Consider the following 15783-nt stretch of genomic DNA (forward strand, 5'->3'; position numbering starts at 1 on the left):
GCTCAAGCAGGGATGGCGATCCACTGGCCGGCGACGCGGTGAACGACGATCCTTTTGTCGAACACCGCCTCCAGCGCCTCGTGGGTCGCAGGGTCGTTGCATCGGCCATGGTGCAGTACGCGGCCGCCGGCCATCACGACCATGGCATCGGCCGCCAGCGCGACGTTGAGTTCATGCAGCACGCTGACCACGGTGCGGCCCTGCCGCACCTGCGCGCGCGCCAGGGCGATCCAGTCGGCCTGGTGCGGCGGGTCGAGGTTGGCCAGCGGCTCGTCCATGAGCAACAGCTCGGCTTCCACCGCCAGCGCACGCGCCAACAGCACGCGCTGCCGCTCGCCGCCGGACAACTGGCCCAGCGGCCGCTCGCGCCAGTCCCAGGCCTGGGTGCTGCGCAGCGCCTGCTCCACCGCGGCCCGGTCGGCCGGGCCGGGCGCGGCCAGCCAGCGCTGGTGCGGCAGGCGGCCGAGCATGGCGACGTCGTAGACCATCAGGTCGTCCGCACTGCCCTCGCCGGCCCCGCCCTGCCCCAGCCAGGCGAGCCGGCGCGCCCGTGCGCGCGCACCCAGCCCGGCCAGCGGCTGGCCGTGCAGGCGCACCTCGCCACGGTGGGCCAGAAGGCCCGCCAGCACCTTGAGCAGGGTCGACTTGCCGGCGCCGTTGGGGCCGACGATGCTGGTCCACTGGCCGGCGGCGAGCGCGAGCTCGATGCCGTGCAGCACCTCGGCAGCGCCCAGCATGGCGCTGACCTGGCGGGCCTCCAGCGCCACCCCCTGGAGCCACTGCCGCGTCATCGCCAGCCCCCACGCGCGCCGCGCCGGTGCATCAGCCACAGCAGGTAGCTGCCGCCGAGCGCGGCCGTGAGCACACCCACCGGCAGTTCCTGCGGCGCGACGAGCCAGCGCGCGAGCAGGTCGGCCGCCATCAGCAACAACCCGCCCATGGCGGCGGACAGAACGATCAAGCGCGCATGCGTGGTCTTGACCGCCGAACGCACGAGGTGCGGCGCGGCCAGGCCGACGAAGGCGATCAGCCCGGTCTGCGCCACCGCCGCGCCGGTGGCCAGCGCGAGCACCGCCACCAGCGCCGCCCGCATCGCCGGCAGCGGCAGGCCCAGGCTGCTGGCGGTGGCCTCGCCCAGGGCCAGTCCATCCAGCACCGGCGCCAGCATCCAGGCGAGCAGCAGGCAGGCGGCAGCGAGCGCGCCCATCACGGCGCAGGCGCTCCAGCCCACGAGGCCGGTGCTGCCGAGGATGAAGCCCTGCAGCGCCTGCAGGATGTCGGCCGAGGTGATGGCGATCAGGTCCTTCGCCGCGCCCAGCACCACGCCGACGATCACGCCGGCCAGGAGCAGGCGCAGCGTCTGCTGCACGCCGCGCGCCAGCAACAGGGTCAGGAGCACCGCCACCACCGCGCCGACGAAGGCCGCGCCGGTCAGGCCCAGGCGGACCACCCACTCGGTGCTGGCGGGCGAGACGCCGAACAGGGTCAGCGCGATGGCCACGCCCAGCGAGGCGCCCGAGGCACTGCCCAGCAGGTACGGATCGGCCAGCGGATTGCGGAACAGGCCCTGCGCCACCGCACCCGCCAGTCCGAGCAGCGCACCGGCCAGCCAGGCGCCCAGGGTGCGCGGCAGGCGGATGTCGCGCACGATCAGCCAGGCGACCGGGTCCTGGCCCGCGGCGAGCACGCTGTCGAAGCCGGTGCTGCCGATTCCGATCCCCAGCACCAGCACCCCGGCAGCCAGCAGCAGCAGTGCCAGCCCCAGCGCGAGTGCGCGGCGATGTTCGCTCTTCAACCCGTGCCTCCGCGCGCCTTGCGTTGCAGGCAGCGCAGCATCAGTCGGGCGGCCTCGCCCAGCCGCGGGCCGGGCCGCACGAGCACGTCGGCTTCGTCGGCGGTGAAGCGGCAGATGCGGCCTTCGCGAACGGCGCGGATGCCGCTCCATCCCGGGCGCTGCTCCAGGCCCTGCGCGCTTCGCACGCTGACCATGATGAGGTCGGGATCGGCGCGCACCACGTACTCGGGGTTGAGCTTGGGAAAGGGCCCCATCGATCCCGGCACGATGTTCTTCACGCCCAGACGCTGCAGGGTCTCGCCGATGAAGGAGCTTTCGCTGGCCGCATAGATCGCGCTGTTGACCTCGAAGTAGACCCGCGTCTGCGCAGCGGAGGCAGGCAGCGACTTCGCCGCTTCGGCCACGCTGGCATCGATGTCGCGCCAGACGCGCTGCGCATCCGGCGTGCCCAGCACCTGGCCCAGCACGTCGAGCACGCGCCGCATGTCTCCATGGTTCTTGGGCTCGAGCACCAGGACCTTCAGGCCCAGCGCCTCCAGGCGCTGCGTGACGCGCGAGGAGCGCGCGAGCAGCACCACGTCGGGCTTGAGCGCGACGACGGCCTCGACGTTCGGATCGATCCCCCCGCCCAGTTGCGGCAGCTTGCGCACCGCGTCGGGCCAGTTGGAATAGCGGTCCACGCCGACCAGGCGGTCGCAGGCGCCGAGGGTGCACACCGATTCGGTCAGCGAGGGCAGCAGCGCCACGATGCGAAGGGGCGGCCGCGGCAGTTCCACCTGCACGCCGCGCTCGTCGGTGACGATGTAGGCCTGCGCGGCGCCGGCCAGCGCGCAGAGCCAGCCCGCGACCAGGCCGGCGAACAGGCGCTTCATGGCGACTCCTTCAAGCACAGCGGCAGGCCGGCCGCCATCAGCGTCACGCGCCCGCAGGCTTGCGCCACCGCCTGGTTGAGGTGGCCCAGCGCGTCGACAAAGGCGCGCACTTCGCGGCCCAGGGGAATGACGCCCAGTCCGATCTCGTTGCTCACCAGCACGACTGGGCCGCGCGCATCGTGCAGGGCATGCAGCAGAGCGGCCTGGGCCGTCCGCAGGTCGTGCGGCTCGGCGCCGGCCGCCGCCGGCATCAGCAGCGCGCTCAGCCACAGGGTCAGGCAATCGACCAGCACCAGCGTGCCGGGCTCGCTGTGCCGGGCCAGGGCCGCGCCGAGGTGCAGGCTTTCCTCCACCGTCAGCATCGCCGGCACGCGCTGCGCCCGGTCGGCGCGGTGGCGAGCGATCCGCGCGCGCATCTCCTCGTCGTGCGCCGTCGCCGTGGCGATCAGCACGGCGCGGTGCGAGGGTGCGCGTGCCAGCCATTGCGCCGCGCGTTCTTCGGCGCGCCGCGACTTGCCGCTGCGCTGGCCGCCGAGGATCAGCTCGCGGCCGGCGAAGGGTGTCAGGATTTCTTCGGGTGCCACCGCAAGGTCAGGTAGAGAGCGCGTCCACGCTGGTTGTAGCCGGACACGGTTTCATAGGAAACATCGTTGAGGTTGCTGAGGCGGGCCTGCAGCGACCAGTCCTGCGCGAAACGATACTCGCCATAGAGATCGACCGTGGTGTAGTTGCCCAGCTTGATGTTGTTGGCCGAATCGTCGTAACGCCGCCCCACGTGCAGTGCGGAGGCGCCGAACTTCCACGGGCCCACAGCGTAGTCGATGCCGACCGAAGCCTGGTTCTTGGCGCGCCGCGCCAGTTGCTTGCCGCTGCCCTCGTTGCGCGGGTCCAGCGAGTCGACGCTGGCGCGCAGCGTCCACGGGCCGAATGCGCCGTCGTAGCCGAGCGTCCAGCCTTCGATGCGCGCGCGCGGCACATTCTCGGGGCGCGTGGTGTTGGTGATGAAGCCGCGGATCTTGTTGTCGTAGCGCACCAGCTTCACGCTGTGGCCGCCCTGGCTCCAGGTGATGCCCACGTCGGTGTTTTTGCCCTCTTCCGGCTGCAATGCCGTGTTGCCGAAACCGGGGTAGTAGAGCTGGTTGAAGGAGGGTGCCACGAAGCTCGTGCCGTGCGAGACGTTGACGCGCCAGTTCGGCGTAATGCGGTAGCCGTAGCCTGCGAACCAGGTGTTGTGGTGGCCGAACTGCGAATTGCGGTCGTAGCGGGTATTGAGCTGCCAGGTATGGTCGCCCGCGTTGCCGTTGAGGCCGACGAAGGCCGCGTCGATGTCGCGCCGGGTGACCGAGTACTTCGTGTCGCTGTCCACCTTCTGCGTGCGGCGCTCCAGCCCGGCCACCACGGTGCCGAGCGGCGTCGCGATGTCGTTCTGCCACAGATACTGGTCCTCCGTGGTCTCGAACAGGCCCGGCAGGTTGAAGGTGGAGGCCACGATGTTGCGCGTGTCGTCCTGGCTGCGGCCGTAGCGAAGTTGCGTGCGCCAGCTCGACATGAGCTTGCCGCTCACGCCGATGTAGGCCAGTTCCGTGCGCACGCGGCTGCGCGTGTCACGGTTCGGGCCGTCGTCGTAGTGGCTGGTGCCCTCGGCGTAGAGCAGCCCCGAGTCGATCTTCCAGTCGGGGTTGATCTGATAACCCAGCGAGGCATTCAGCGAGCTTTGCAGGAAGGGGTCGCGATCGGGGTTGAAGTTGCCGAAGGGCACGCGGGGGTTGGTGGAGGAGAAACCCTTGTCGATCGTGCGCACGGCGTCGAGCGAGTAGGTGAAGGGGCCCGAGGCGCCGCTGAAGCCGCCGCTGATCTGCTTGTAGCCTTCGCTGCCGAGGGTGGCGGAGGCGCGCGGGTTGAACACCGATTCGCCCGGCCGCGCCTTGCGCGTGAAGATCTGCACCACGCCGCCCACGCCGTCGCTGCCGTACAGCGCCGAGGCCGGGCCCTTCACGACTTCGATGCGCTCGATCATCTCGACCGGGATGTTGTCCCACACCGGGGTGCCGAGCGTGGCGGAGCCGTGGCGCACGCCGTCGATCAGCAGCAGGGTGTGGCGCGCCTCGGCGCCGCGGATGAACACGCCGCTGGCCTTGCCCGCCCCGCCGTTGGCGTTGATCTGCACGCCGGCCACGCGCTGCAGGATCTCGGACAGCGTGCGGTTGGCCTGCTGCTCGATCTGCGCGCGGTCGATGACCACGGTGTCCGACACCAGTTCGTCGGCGCGGGTGGGTGTGCGGGTGGCGGTCACCACGGTTTCGCCGAGCGGCGGCGTGTCCTGCGCGAAGGCAGGCGTCGGCACCGAGGCCAGGCCGCCGAGTGCGGCAGCGATCGACACGAGAAGGGGATGGGCGCACGGCACGGCACGGCCGGCTTGCGCAGGAAGAACACTGGAAGTGATCATGGGACACAGGAGTTCAACGTCCGCCACCGGCTTCCCCGCCGGCGAATGGACCTCATGGCGCCTCGCCTGCTCGCGCAGGCGGCACGCCGCCTCGTTGGCCGGTATCCGGGCTGACAGCGCATCCCCCGCCGCCTTCCCAGGCACCTGTTTCAGGGCGCCCAGTGGCTGGTTGACGAGGGTGGCACACGAAGTGCCGGCTGCTTGACCGTTGCGGGGGCAGCGCAGGCTGGCTGGGCCCGGTGGGCTTTCGACTCCTGCTTCCCGTTGAACTGCGCCGCGTGAACCACGGCGCGAGCACCAACGCGCCGGATTGTAAGCGGGGGCGTCCCGGAAACTACAATCGCGACCCATGCCTGCACCCAGCCGTATTGAACAGATCGCCGAACGTGTCGAGCGCCTGCTCGTGCGTCATGAGGAGGTGCAGCGCACCAACGCGTTGCTGCAAGAACAGGTGAACGCGCTCACGCGCGAGCGCGACGCGCTCAAGTCACGCCTGGCGGCCGCGCGCACGCGGCTCGATGCATTGCTCGAGCAGCTGCCGCCCGATCCATCCCAGGACGTCCCGACGTCCAGTAACAACCATCATCGATGAAGCAGATCGAAGTCCAGATCATGGGCCAGAGCTACCTGCTCGGCTGCCCCGAAGGCGGCGAGGTACAACTGCGCGAGGCCGTCGAGCGCGTCGACGCCGCCATGTGCAAGATCCGCGATGCGGGCAAGGTGAAGGCGCGCGACCGCATCGCGGTACTGGCTTCGCTGAACCTGGCCTTCGACCTCGCGCAGCGCGAGGCCTCGCTGGCCAGTGCGCACGGGGCCCCGCCCGCGGAGGCGCCCGCACCCGCCGCGGCGGGTGCGGACGATGCCGCCGCCGACGCCCGTGCCGCGCAATTGGTCCAGCGACTCGACCAGGCGCTGGCCGGTGACGGCCATTTGCTTTGATGTCAAGTCTGTCGGGGCATCGACGTCCGGCGTAAAATCGAGCGGGTCTGCGGTGCTGGTCGGGCTTTAATTTCCTTGAACCAATGCTCCATGGAGCAGGGCTTGGTATATCGCTTGGCAGGTGTGATCATCTCGCGTCAGATGAACCCGAAGTCTTGCTGCCCTCGCCCACCTGAACCCCGGTTCAGGACGCGAGTCCGGCCCCACTCGCAGACACCTTTTATCCAGGCCACGGCCCCGCTCTCGGGGCCGTGGCTTTTTTCCGAGGACCTTGATGACGATCGACCCCCTGCTGGTCGCCGAGCTCGCCCTGCTGGGCGTCGGCACCGGTTTTCTCGCCGGCCTGCTGGGCATCGGCGGCGGCATGCTGATGGTGCCTTTCATCACCATCATCCTCGGTCATCGCGGGGTGTCGGCCGATCTGGCGGTGAAGATGGCGATCGCGACCTCCATGTCCACGATCATCTTCACTTCCATCTCGAGCGTGCGCGCGCACCACAAGCGCGGCGCGGTGCGCTGGGACATCGTCAGGCGCCTGGCGCCCGGCATCGTGATCGGCAGCCTGGTGGGCAGCCTCGGCGTGTTCGCGCTGCTCAAGGGCCAGGTGCTGGCCATCGTCTTCGGGCTCTTCGTCGGCTTCTCTGCGACGCAGATGTTCCGCAACAAGAAGCCCGAGCCCTCGCGCCAGATGCCCGGCACCGCCGGCCAGCTCGCGGCCGGCGGCTCGATCGGCTTCGTCTCGGGGCTGGTGGGCGCGGGCGGCGGCTTCATCAGCGTGCCCTTCATGACCTGGTGCAATGTGGCCATCCACAACGCGGTGGCCACCAGCGCGGCGCTGGGTTTCCCGATCGCCGTGGCCAACGTGGCCGGCTACGTCGCGAGCGGCCGCGCGGTGCAGAACCTGCCGGCCGGATCGTTGGGCTACATCTGGCTGCCCGCGCTGGCGGTGATCGCGGTCTTCAGCTTCCTCACCGCACCGCTGGGCGCGAAGGCGGCGCACAGCCTGCCGGTGGCCAAGCTCAAGCGCGTGTTCGCCAGCGTGCTGTATGCGCTGGCGGCCTACATGCTGTGGAAGGGCCTGCACGGCTGAGCGGCCGCCGCGGCATGCCCCCCGGGGCCGCACAGGCTTCCTTCCGATCGGGGCGCTGCCCCTATAAGCTCGGACCGCGGCAGCGTCGCCGCGCTCCTCATACAGAGAGGCAATGCATGAAGATCCTGATCGCCGTGGACGGCAGTACCCATACCCGCAAGGCCCTCGACTACCTGGTGGCCCATCGCGGCATGTTCGTCGAGGGGAATGAGCTGGTGGTGGTGCACGTGACCACCGGTGTCCCCGGCCACGTGACCCGGCACCTCAGCCGCGAGTTGGTGGAAGGCTATTACACCGAGGAAAGCGCCAAGGTGATCGACCCGGTCAAGGCTTTCTTCTCCGAGAAGGACATCACCAATTTCCGCGTGGAAGCACGGCATGGCCATGCCGCCGAAGAGATCCTGAAGGTCGCGAACGCGGCCGGCGCCGAGCTGATCGTCATGGGCACCCACGGTCACGGCCTCTTCGGCCGCGCGCTCATGGGCTCCGTGGCGACCAAGGTCGTCGCGGAGACGGACATCTCGGTCCTGCTGGTGCAGTAGCGGCGCGGCGCGCGCGATTCAGCGGACTCGCTCGCATCAGGACTGCCGCCACGTACGCGGCGAGCAGCCGAAGCGTTCGCGGAAGGCCCGGCTGAAATGCGCCGCATCGTTGAAGCCCCGGGCGAAGGCGATCCCGGCCACGGTCCGGCCGGCCAGGCGGGGGTCGCGCAGGTCACGGCTGCAGGCTTCCAGGCGGCGCTCCCAGATGTACTGGCCCGGCGTCAGCGGCTCGCGGGCGAACACGCGGTGCACCTGGCTCACCGACAGCCCCAGCCGCGCCGCCACGCTGCCCACGGACAGGGAGGGATCGCCGAGCTGCTCCTCGATGCAGCGCTTGATGCGCGCGAGGTGGAAGGCGGCGAGCTGGCTCAGCCCCGGCGCGTGCGCGGCCGGCAGCGTCTGCAGTCCCGCCACCAGGATGCTCATGACGCCGTTGGCCACCGCCAGGGCGGAGCCGGGCTGCAGCGTATCGATATCCTCGCGCAGCGTGCGGATCATGCTGATGAGCAGATGGCCCGCGCCCTCGCGCCCGGAGACGGTGGTGGCGGTGAGCGCCTGGGTGTCGCGCAACTCGCTGCGCAGCCGTTCGCCCGGGAGCTTGAGCACGATCTGCTCGAAGTCGTCGTCGAACATCAACTGGTAAGGCCGCGTGCTGTCGTAGAGCGCGAAGTCGCCGACCGACAGCACGGCATCGCGCCCGTCCTGCCGCACCACGCCGCGGCCCGCCGTCTGGATGCCCACCAGGAAGTAGTCGTCCGTCGAGCGGGCGATGTGGCCGGGCGTGCGCATCACGCTCTGGGGGCCCGAGCGCACCACCGACACGTCGAGGCTGGGCAGGCTGTGGCGGCGGATGCTGCCCTCGAAGGCGACAGGCCGCGCGTCGCGCACCGGATCGCAACCGAGCTGCACGTAGACGTTGCAGATCAGGTCGGTCCAGTAGGCGAGCCGCTGCTCGCCGGGAACGGCATCGGTGCTGAGCACTTGCATGGCGGGTCCCTCTGCGGATGCGACGCTGGTGCAAGAACGCCGCGACATCCGGGCAAGAAGATTTCAGGCCGCGAACTTACGCTGGAAGCAACCCGCATGCCACAGCGCTAACCCCATGCGCACCAGCCTGCGGCGCCCTTCCCTCAACGCTTCGGAGTCCGCATGCCCAGCAAGACCCATCCCCGCCTTCGCGTCGCCGCGGTGCAGGCCGCCCCCGTGTTCCTCGACCTCGACGGCACCCTCGACAAGACCATCGACCTCATGGCCCAGGCCGCCGGCCAGGGCGTCAAGCTCATCGCCTTCCCCGAGACCTGGGCGCCCGGCTACCCGTGGTGGATCTGGCTGGATTCGCCCGCCTGGGGCATGCAGTTCGTGCAGCGCTATCACGACAACTCGCTGGTGGTGGGCTCGCCCGAGTTCGACCGCGTCCGCGAGGCCGCGCGCCAGCACGGCATCTGGGTCTCGCTCGGCTACAGCGAGAAGGCAGCCGGCAGCCTCTACATCGCACAGGCCCTGATCGACGACCAGGGCCGCACGGTGCAGACGCGCCGCAAGCTCAAGCCCACCCATGTCGAGCGCACGGTTTTCGGCGAGGGCGACGGCGCCGACCTGGCGGTATGCGAGACGGCGATCGGCAACATCGGCTCGCTCAGTTGCTGGGAGCACCTGCAGCCCCTGAGCAAGTACGCGATGTACGCGCAGAACGAGCAGATCCATTGCGCGGCCTGGCCCAGCTTCTCGCTCTACCGGGGCGCTGCCTACGCGCTGGGGCCGGAGGTCAACAACGCCGCCAGCCAGATCTACGCGGCCGAGGGCCAGTGCTTCGTGATCGCGCCCTGCGCCACCGTGTCCCCGGCGATGACGGACCTGTTGTGCACCGACCCGGGCAAGCAGCAGATGCTGCGGGTGGGCGGCGGCTTCGCCCGCATCTACGCGCCCGATGGTTCGCCGCTGGGCACGAATCTCGCCGAGGACCAGGAAGGCCTGGTGATCGCCGACATCGACCTGGGCATGATCTCCCTGGCCAAGGCGGCGGCTGACCCGAGCGGGCACTACTCGCGGCCGGACGTGACGCAACTTCTGCTCGACAAGTCGCGCCGGGAGCCGGTGGTGATTCGCAAGCCTGCGGAAGCAGAAGCGGCCAGCCCCGAGCCGGAGGCCCCGGCTGCCGAGCCCGCGGCCACTGCGGCGCGCGTGTCGATCACGGTCTGACGCGCCCAGGCCTGCCATGGAATCCGCCATCGCCGAGCGCCTGAAGTGCCCGCGCACGGGACCGATGAACGGGCTGGCGACTTGAATCTGCGACGGGTCGGCAGCGGGCGCCACCGGATGCGACCCGCCGGGATGCGATCGCCTACCCGGCGAACAGCCCCTTGTGCTGCTCCCGCAGCAGCGCCTTCTGCACCTTGCCCATGGTGTTGCGCGGCAGTTCGTCGACCACGAAGCAGCGTTTGGGGATCTTGAAGTTGGCGAGCTTGGACTTGAGCGCGCCGATGACCGCCTCGCCCTTCAGCGCCGCGCCGGGCTTGGGCACCACGATCGCCACCCCGACCTCGCCGAAGTCCGGATGCGGCACGCCCACCAGGGCGCTTTCGGCCACGCCGGCCAGCGCGTTGATGTAGCCCTCGACCTCGGCCGGGTAGACGTTGTAGCCGCCGCTGATGATCAGGTCCTTGCTGCGGCCCACGATCGTGACGTAGCCCAGGCTGTCGATCTGGCCGACGTCACCGGTCTTGAAGAAGCCGTCGTCGGTGAACTCCTCCTTCGTCTTCTCCGGCATGCGCCAGTAGCCCGCGAACACGCCCGGCCCCGCCACCTGGATGTGGCCGATCTCGCCGCGGGGACAGGGCTCGCCGGCGTCGCTGACGACGCGCAGCTTCACGCCCGGCAGCGGGAAGCCCACCGTGCCGCCGCGGCGCTCGCCCTGCACCGCGCTGTAGGGGTTGGAGGTGAGCATGACGGTCTCGCTCATGCCGTAGCGCTCCAGGATGGTGTGGCCGGTGCGCTCGCGCCAGGCCTCGAAGGTCTCCAGCAGCAGCGGCGCCGAGCCGGAGATGAACAGGCGCATCCCGTTGCAGGCCTCGCGCGTGAGCGTGGGCTCCGCCAGCATGCGCACGTAGAGCGTCGGCACGCCCATGAACACCGTGGCGTCCGGCAGCCGCGCCACCACGCGTTTGGGATCGAAGCGGTTGAACCAGATCATGGGGCTGCCGCTGATGAGCGCCCCGTGGATGGCGACGAAGAGCCCGTGCACGTGGAAGATGGGCAGCGCGTGGATCAGCACGTCGGCACCCTTGCGCCAGCCCCAGTAGTCCTTCAGCACCTCGGCATTGGAGCGCAGGTTGTGGTGCGTGAGCATCGCGCCCTTGCTGCGCCCGGTGGTGCCGCTGGTGTAGAGGATGGCGGCCAGGTCGTCCGGCCGCTTCTGCGCCACCCGGTGCTGATCGCTGCACTGGGCCGCCACCGCCAGCAGCGTGCCCTTGCGGTCGTCGTCCAGGGTGAACACGTGGCGGGTGCCGGCCGCGGTGGCGATGGGCGCCACCCACCCGGCGTTGGCGCTGGTGCACACCACCACCGCCGGCTCCGCATTGCCGATGAAGTATTCGATCTCGGCCTCGCGGTAGGCGGTGTTGAGCGGCAGGAAGACGTAGCCCGCGCGCAAGGTGGCCAGGTACAGCATCATGGCCTCGACCGACTTCTCCACCTGCACCGCGATGCGGTCGCCGGCCTCGAGGCCCAGCGCCTCGAGCAGGTTGGCGATCATCGCGCTGGCGCGGTCGAGGTCGCGCCAGGAGTAGTAGAGGCCGTCGTCGGTCTCGACCGCGATGGCGTCGAGGTCCGATGGGAAGGCCGCGCGCAGCACGGCGAAGAGGTTGGCGTTGGGGTCGATCATGGCTTCGGTTTCAGAAGACGGGCGGGCGCTTGGCCAGGAAGGCCGCGATGCCCTCGCGGTGCTCGGGCGAATCGGCGTAATCGTAGGCGCTTGCGAGCAGAGTTTCGACGGACGCGGCCGCCAGGATGCGCTTGTTGGCGCGGGCCGCCTCGGGCGCCAGCGCGGCGATGCGCTGCGCGTGGGCCAGCGCCTTGGCGGCGAGCTCTGCGTCGGGCAGCACCTGCAGCAGGAAGCCGGCGTCGTACAGCCGGCGGGCGCCATGCACGCCGGCGGCCAGCAGCATGTCGCGCGCCAGCACGTCGCCGACCGCGCCGCGCACCAGGGCCGCCTCGCGCGGCGCCATGGGGAAGCCCAGCCTGGCGATGGGCGCTCCGAATCTGGCGCCCTCGCCGGCCAGGCGGATGTCGCAGCAGCTCGCGATCTCCAGGCCCGCACCCATGCAGGCGCCCTCGATCTGCGCGACCAGCGGCAGCTCGCAGTGCCGCAGGGCCGCCAGCGCCGCCCAGACCTCGTTCTCGTGGAATTCGCGCAGCGAAGCTTCGTCGAAGCGAAAGCCCGGGTACTCGGAGATGTCGCCACCGGCGCAGAACTGCCCGCCCTCCCCGCGCACCAGCACGCAGCGCAGCGCCGGATCGGAGGCGATGCCGGTCTCGACCGCCGCGCGCAACTGGCGCCACATGGCACGCGACATGGCATTGAGCCGGCCCGGATGGCAGAGGGTGACGAAGGCGATCGCCCCTTCGCACTCCAGCCTGACGAGGCCGGCCGTCATGAATCGAGGGGGATCATTCGATCTTGGCCCCCGACGCCTTCACCACCGAAGCCCAGCGCTTGACCTCGGAACTGACGAAGCCACCATAGGCCGCCATGGTGAGGTTGGGGATCTCGGCACCGTTGCCGGCCCAGATCGTCTTGAGCTCGTCGGTGGCCAGGGCCTTGCGCATGTCTTCCACGATCTTCGCCTGCGCATCGGCCGGCGTGCCCTTGGGCGCCCACAGGCCGTACCAGGTGGTGACGGTGTAGTCCGGCAGTCCGACCTCGGTGGCGCTGGGCACGTCGGGCAGCGCGGGGTTGCGCTTGTTGCCCGCGACCATCAGGGCCTTGATGCGGCCGGCCTTGATGTGCTGGGCCGAGGAACCCAGTCCGTCGAACATGCAGTCCACGTTGCCCGCGATCAGGTCCGACAGCGCCGGGCCCGCGCCGCGGTAGGGAATGTGGGTGATGAAGGTGCTGGTCTGGAGCTTGAACAGCTCGCCGGCCAGGTGGTGCGAGGTGCCGGCACCCGCCGAGGCGTAGTTCAGCTTGCCCGGGTTGCGCTTGACCTCGGAGACGAACTCCTTGAGCGTGGCCGCGCTGACGCGCCTGGGATTGACCACCACCACCTGCGGCACGCTGGCCAGCAGCATCAGGGGGACGAAGTCTTTCTCGATGTCGTATTCGAGCTTGGGGTAGACCGAGGGCGCGATCGCATGGTGCACCGCGCCCATGAAGAGGGTGTAGCCATCCGGCTGCGCCTTGGCCGCGATGCTCGCGCCCAGGGTGCCGCCGGCGCCGCCGCGGTTGTCGATCACCAGCGACTGACCCGCCACCTTGGCGAACTGGGCCGCGAGCGGGCGGGCGAAGGCGTCGGTGCCGCCGCCGGCCGGGAAGGGCACGATCAGCGTCACCGGCTTGGTCGGCCAGCCCGACTGCGCGCGTGCCGGAACGCCGAGCACGGCGGCCGCGGTACCGGCCGCGGCCAGACGCAGCACGTCGCGCCGCTGGAAGCTTGAATTCATCTGTCTGTCTCCTGTGCTTGTGGTCGAAGGCGCCGGGGCCCACGGCGCGCAGGAAAAAGGCCCCTCGAGGGTCAGGGTACGTCAACCCTTGAGAAAAAGATCGTCCACATCGCCCGACACCGCCACCTTGCCCTGCGCCAGCAGGGCGCGATGCTTGTCGATACGCTTGAGATCGTAGAGGTAGTTCACCATCATCCCGTAGGACTGCTTCACGCCCTTGGGCGAGGGGTCGCCGGCCCAATTGAGCCGCTCGACCCGCGCGCCGTTGCCCAGGTGGAAGCGCGCGACAGGGTCCACGGGCTTGCCGTCGGCCGTGGCGCGGCCCAGGTACTCGGCCGCGGCATTCATCAGGAACTGCCGCACCGGCGATTTGGCATCGAGCGAGGCGCCCTCCTCCGCCGCGGCCAGCAGGCGCTCGGCGGTGGGCGGCAGCGAGCCGATGGCACGGCCCAGCTCGGCTTGGCGCTTTTCGTCCAGGCGCTGCAGCAGCGCCTCGGCCTGCTTGCCGAGCCAGCCGCGAAAGCCCGGGATCGGCGACAGCGTGGCGAAGACCTTGAGCCGCGGCAGCTCCTCCTGCAGCGTCTCGACCACCCGCTTGATCAGCGAATCGCCGAAGCTCACGCCCCGCAGCCCGTTCTGCGTGTTGCTGATCGAGTAGAAGATGGCGGTGGTGGCCCGGTCGGCCTTGACCGGCGCGGCCGCCTCGTCCAACAGCGGCACGATCCCGTCGCTGATGCGATCCACCAGCGCGACCTCCACGAAGATCAGCGGCGTGTTGGGCAGGCGCGGGTGGAAGAAGCCATAGCAGCGGCGGTCGCTGTCCAGCCGGTTCTTCACGTCGGCCCAGCTCTTGATGTCGTGCACCGCCTCGTACTGGATCAGCTTCTCGATCAGCGAGGCCGGCGAATCCCAGCTGATGCGCCGCAGGTCCAGGAAGGCGACGTCGAACCAGGTGGAAAACAGGTGCTCCAGCTCGGCGTCCAGCGGCAGCAGGCGGCGGTCGCTCTTGAGGTACGGCAGCAGCTCGGCCCGCAGGTCGACCAGGAAGCGCATGCCGTCGGGGTCGATGGCGAAGCGCTGCAAAAGGCGCGCGCGCGGCGACACCAGGGCGCGGCGCAAGTGCACTTCGGCCTGGGCTTCCTCGGGTGTGCCCATGGCGGCCTGGTGGCGGTCGCGCGCGCTGCTGACCTTGCCGACATCGGGCGCGAAGCGCTCGCTCATCAGCAGCCACACGTCGCGGCGCTCGTCGAGTTCGCGGCCTGCGTACCACTGGACCACCTCGCGGGCGCGGCGGCCGGCTTCGACCTCGCTGATGCGCGGATCGATCACCGCCTGCAGGTCGGCCAGTGCCCGGCGCAGGGCGCGCGGCGCCAGCGCCTCGCCGTGGCGGCGCAGCGTGGCCTCCAGGCGCTCCGCGACAGGACGGGGGGCGACGGCCGCCCTGGTGGCCTTCGGCGCCTTGGCGCCCTCACCTTCGGATTGGCCGGCCCCGGCGTCGCCGGATGGACGCAGGCGCGAGACCTTGCGCGTGATCCAGTCGGAGGCGTTGGTCATCATGAAATCAGCTTCGCTTTCTGTTGCAGCGCCACGGCCCGCAGGGCCTCGCGCTGGCGGTTCAGGTGGGTGCGCATCGCGGCCTCGGCACCGTCGCTGTCGCGTGCCTTGAGCGCGGCGAACACCGCGAGGTGCTCCGACAGGCTCTGCTCCAGCCGGCCCGGCGCATGCAGCTGCTGCAGGCGCGCGAGCTTGAGGATCTTGCGCAGGTCACCGATCACCTGCGCCAGCCAGCGGTTGTCCGCGAGCATGATGATCGCTTCGTGAATGGCGTAGTTGGTGGTGTAGTACTCGTTGATGCGCTTCGCGCGCGCATGGCGCGCCAGCTTGTCGTGCAGGGCTTCCAGCGCGTCGAGTTCGGCGTCGCTGGCGTTGCGGGCGGCCTCCCAGGCACAGCGGCCTTCGAGCAGCGCGATCACTGGGAAGATCTCGTCCAGGTCCTTCTGCGTGACCTCGGCCACGAAGCAGCCGCGGCGCGGCTCGTGGCGCAGCAGGCCCTCCGCCGTCAGCACCTTGAGCGCCTCGCGCAACGGGGTGCGCGAGATCGAAAGGCGCTCGCACAACGCCGCCTCGTCGACGAAGCTGCCGGGGGCCAGGGTGCCGGAGAAGATCGCCTCACGCAATGTGGCAGCGACCTCGTCGTGCAGGGAGTTGTGGACCACGCGCATGGCGCTGTTGTAGCAGGTCCACGCACCGTGATTACTGGTAATTACTCGTAATTATGGCGCTCTCCACTTCTGGAACGCGGCAGGACCGCTGCAGGTTTCCTGCCTTTCGAGGATGCCGACGCGAGCGCCCGAAGCGACGGTCATCTGTTGCCTGCACTTGCCGGCTCGCTTGAACCTTCAGCCGCCCAGGACCGGAACTACGCAAAGCAGGGCGTCACC

16 protein-coding genes and 1 riboswitch are annotated in these 15783 nt (G+C 69.9%); of the genes, 5 read left to right on the forward strand and 11 right to left on the reverse strand.

The genetic code is table 11. The annotated features are described in order from the left end of the window. Nucleotides 1-2 precede the first annotated feature (2 nt). The 5 genes from ABEA07_RS22095 to ABEA07_RS22115 are packed head-to-tail and all read right to left on the reverse strand — an operon-like array spanning nucleotide 3 to nucleotide 5113. The gene (locus tag ABEA07_RS22095; protein WP_345540557.1) at nucleotides 3-791 is read right to left on the reverse strand and encodes an ABC transporter ATP-binding protein; all 789 of its coding nucleotides are present in this window, start codon (nucleotides 789-791) and stop codon (nucleotides 3-5) included. After that, nucleotides 788-1795 carry a FecCD family ABC transporter permease gene (locus ABEA07_RS22100; protein ID WP_345540560.1) on the reverse strand — a complete coding sequence of 336 codons (1008 nt, stop codon included), beginning with the start codon at nucleotides 1793-1795 and terminating at the stop codon, nucleotides 788-790. The genes ABEA07_RS22095 and ABEA07_RS22100 overlap by 4 nt, the downstream gene beginning before the upstream one ends. Beyond that, the gene (locus ABEA07_RS22105) at nucleotides 1792-2667 is read right to left on the reverse strand and encodes an ABC transporter substrate-binding protein (protein ID WP_345540562.1); all 876 of its coding nucleotides are present in this window, start codon (nucleotides 2665-2667) and stop codon (nucleotides 1792-1794) included. Before ABEA07_RS22105 ends, ABEA07_RS22100 begins: the two co-directional genes overlap by 4 nt. Beyond that, nucleotides 2664-3251 (reverse strand): bifunctional adenosylcobinamide kinase/adenosylcobinamide-phosphate guanylyltransferase, encoded by a 588-nt coding sequence (locus tag ABEA07_RS22110; RefSeq protein ID WP_345540563.1) that lies wholly within the window; start codon nucleotides 3249-3251, stop codon nucleotides 2664-2666. The genes ABEA07_RS22105 and ABEA07_RS22110 overlap by 4 nt, the downstream gene beginning before the upstream one ends. Beyond that, nucleotides 3230-5113 carry a TonB-dependent receptor domain-containing protein gene (locus tag ABEA07_RS22115; RefSeq protein ID WP_345540564.1) on the reverse strand — a complete coding sequence of 628 codons (1884 nt, stop codon included), beginning with the start codon at nucleotides 5111-5113 and terminating at the stop codon, nucleotides 3230-3232. The genes ABEA07_RS22110 and ABEA07_RS22115 overlap by 22 nt, the downstream gene beginning before the upstream one ends. A 79-nt stretch (nucleotides 5114-5192) precedes the next feature. Beyond that, nucleotides 5193-5430: riboswitch (cobalamin riboswitch) on the reverse strand. 32 nt (nucleotides 5431-5462) lie between these two features. On the opposite strand from ABEA07_RS22115, the gene ABEA07_RS22120 reads away from it, so the two are divergent. The 4 genes from ABEA07_RS22120 (at nucleotide 5463) to ABEA07_RS22135 (ending at nucleotide 7684) form a co-directional block, all read left to right on the forward strand. Next, on the forward strand, nucleotides 5463-5705 hold the full coding sequence (locus ABEA07_RS22120) for a DUF904 domain-containing protein (RefSeq protein WP_345540565.1): 243 nt from the start codon (nucleotides 5463-5465) through the stop codon (nucleotides 5703-5705). Beyond that, on the forward strand, nucleotides 5702-6052 hold the full coding sequence (locus ABEA07_RS22125; protein WP_345540566.1) for a cell division protein ZapA: 351 nt from the start codon (nucleotides 5702-5704) through the stop codon (nucleotides 6050-6052). Before ABEA07_RS22120 ends, ABEA07_RS22125 begins: the two co-directional genes overlap by 4 nt. Nucleotides 6053-6326: 274 nt before the next feature. Continuing rightward, nucleotides 6327-7142 (forward strand): sulfite exporter TauE/SafE family protein, encoded by an 816-nt coding sequence (locus tag ABEA07_RS22130; RefSeq protein WP_345540568.1) that lies wholly within the window; start codon nucleotides 6327-6329, stop codon nucleotides 7140-7142. Between the two features lie 116 nt (nucleotides 7143-7258). Further along, on the forward strand, nucleotides 7259-7684 hold the full coding sequence (locus ABEA07_RS22135; RefSeq protein ID WP_345540570.1) for a universal stress protein: 426 nt from the start codon (nucleotides 7259-7261) through the stop codon (nucleotides 7682-7684). A gap of 36 nt (nucleotides 7685-7720) precedes the next feature. Here the strand turns inward: ABEA07_RS22135 and ABEA07_RS22140 are convergent, their stop codons facing one another. Beyond that, the gene (locus ABEA07_RS22140; protein ID WP_345540571.1) at nucleotides 7721-8671 is read right to left on the reverse strand and encodes an AraC-like ligand-binding domain-containing protein; all 951 of its coding nucleotides are present in this window, start codon (nucleotides 8669-8671) and stop codon (nucleotides 7721-7723) included. 162 nt (nucleotides 8672-8833) lie between these two features. Here ABEA07_RS22140 and ABEA07_RS22145 point away from each other — a divergent pair, with 162 nt between their 5' ends. After that, on the forward strand, nucleotides 8834-9883 hold the full coding sequence (locus ABEA07_RS22145) for a carbon-nitrogen hydrolase family protein (RefSeq protein WP_345540572.1): 1050 nt from the start codon (nucleotides 8834-8836) through the stop codon (nucleotides 9881-9883). 142 nt (nucleotides 9884-10025) lie between these two features. On the opposite strand, the gene ABEA07_RS22150 is transcribed toward ABEA07_RS22145, so the two are convergent. The 5 genes from ABEA07_RS22150 to ABEA07_RS22170 form a co-directional block, all read right to left on the reverse strand. Beyond that, nucleotides 10026-11564 (reverse strand): malonate--CoA ligase, encoded by a 1539-nt coding sequence (locus ABEA07_RS22150; protein ID WP_345540573.1) that lies wholly within the window; start codon nucleotides 11562-11564, stop codon nucleotides 10026-10028. A gap of 10 nt (nucleotides 11565-11574) precedes the next feature. Next, nucleotides 11575-12336, reverse strand: a complete 762-nt coding sequence (locus ABEA07_RS22155; RefSeq protein ID WP_345540575.1) for an enoyl-CoA hydratase/isomerase family protein — start codon at nucleotides 12334-12336, stop codon at nucleotides 11575-11577. Nucleotides 12337-12349: 13 nt separating this feature from the next. Continuing rightward, nucleotides 12350-13342: a Bug family tripartite tricarboxylate transporter substrate binding protein gene (locus ABEA07_RS22160; RefSeq protein WP_345540576.1), complete on the reverse strand. Its 993-nt coding sequence runs from the start codon at nucleotides 13340-13342 to the stop codon at nucleotides 12350-12352. 81 nt (nucleotides 13343-13423) lie between these two features. After that, nucleotides 13424-14896, reverse strand: a complete 1473-nt coding sequence (locus ABEA07_RS22165) for a malonyl-CoA decarboxylase (protein ID WP_345540607.1) — start codon at nucleotides 14894-14896, stop codon at nucleotides 13424-13426. Continuing rightward, nucleotides 14896-15564: a GntR family transcriptional regulator gene (locus ABEA07_RS22170; protein ID WP_345540578.1), complete on the reverse strand. Its 669-nt coding sequence runs from the start codon at nucleotides 15562-15564 to the stop codon at nucleotides 14896-14898. Before ABEA07_RS22170 ends, ABEA07_RS22165 begins: the two co-directional genes overlap by 1 nt. Between the last annotated feature and the right edge of the window lie 219 nt (nucleotides 15565-15783).

Source organism: Variovorax defluvii (assembly GCF_039541515.1).
GTDB classification, from domain to species: domain Bacteria; phylum Pseudomonadota; class Gammaproteobacteria; order Burkholderiales; family Burkholderiaceae_C; genus Variovorax; species Variovorax defluvii.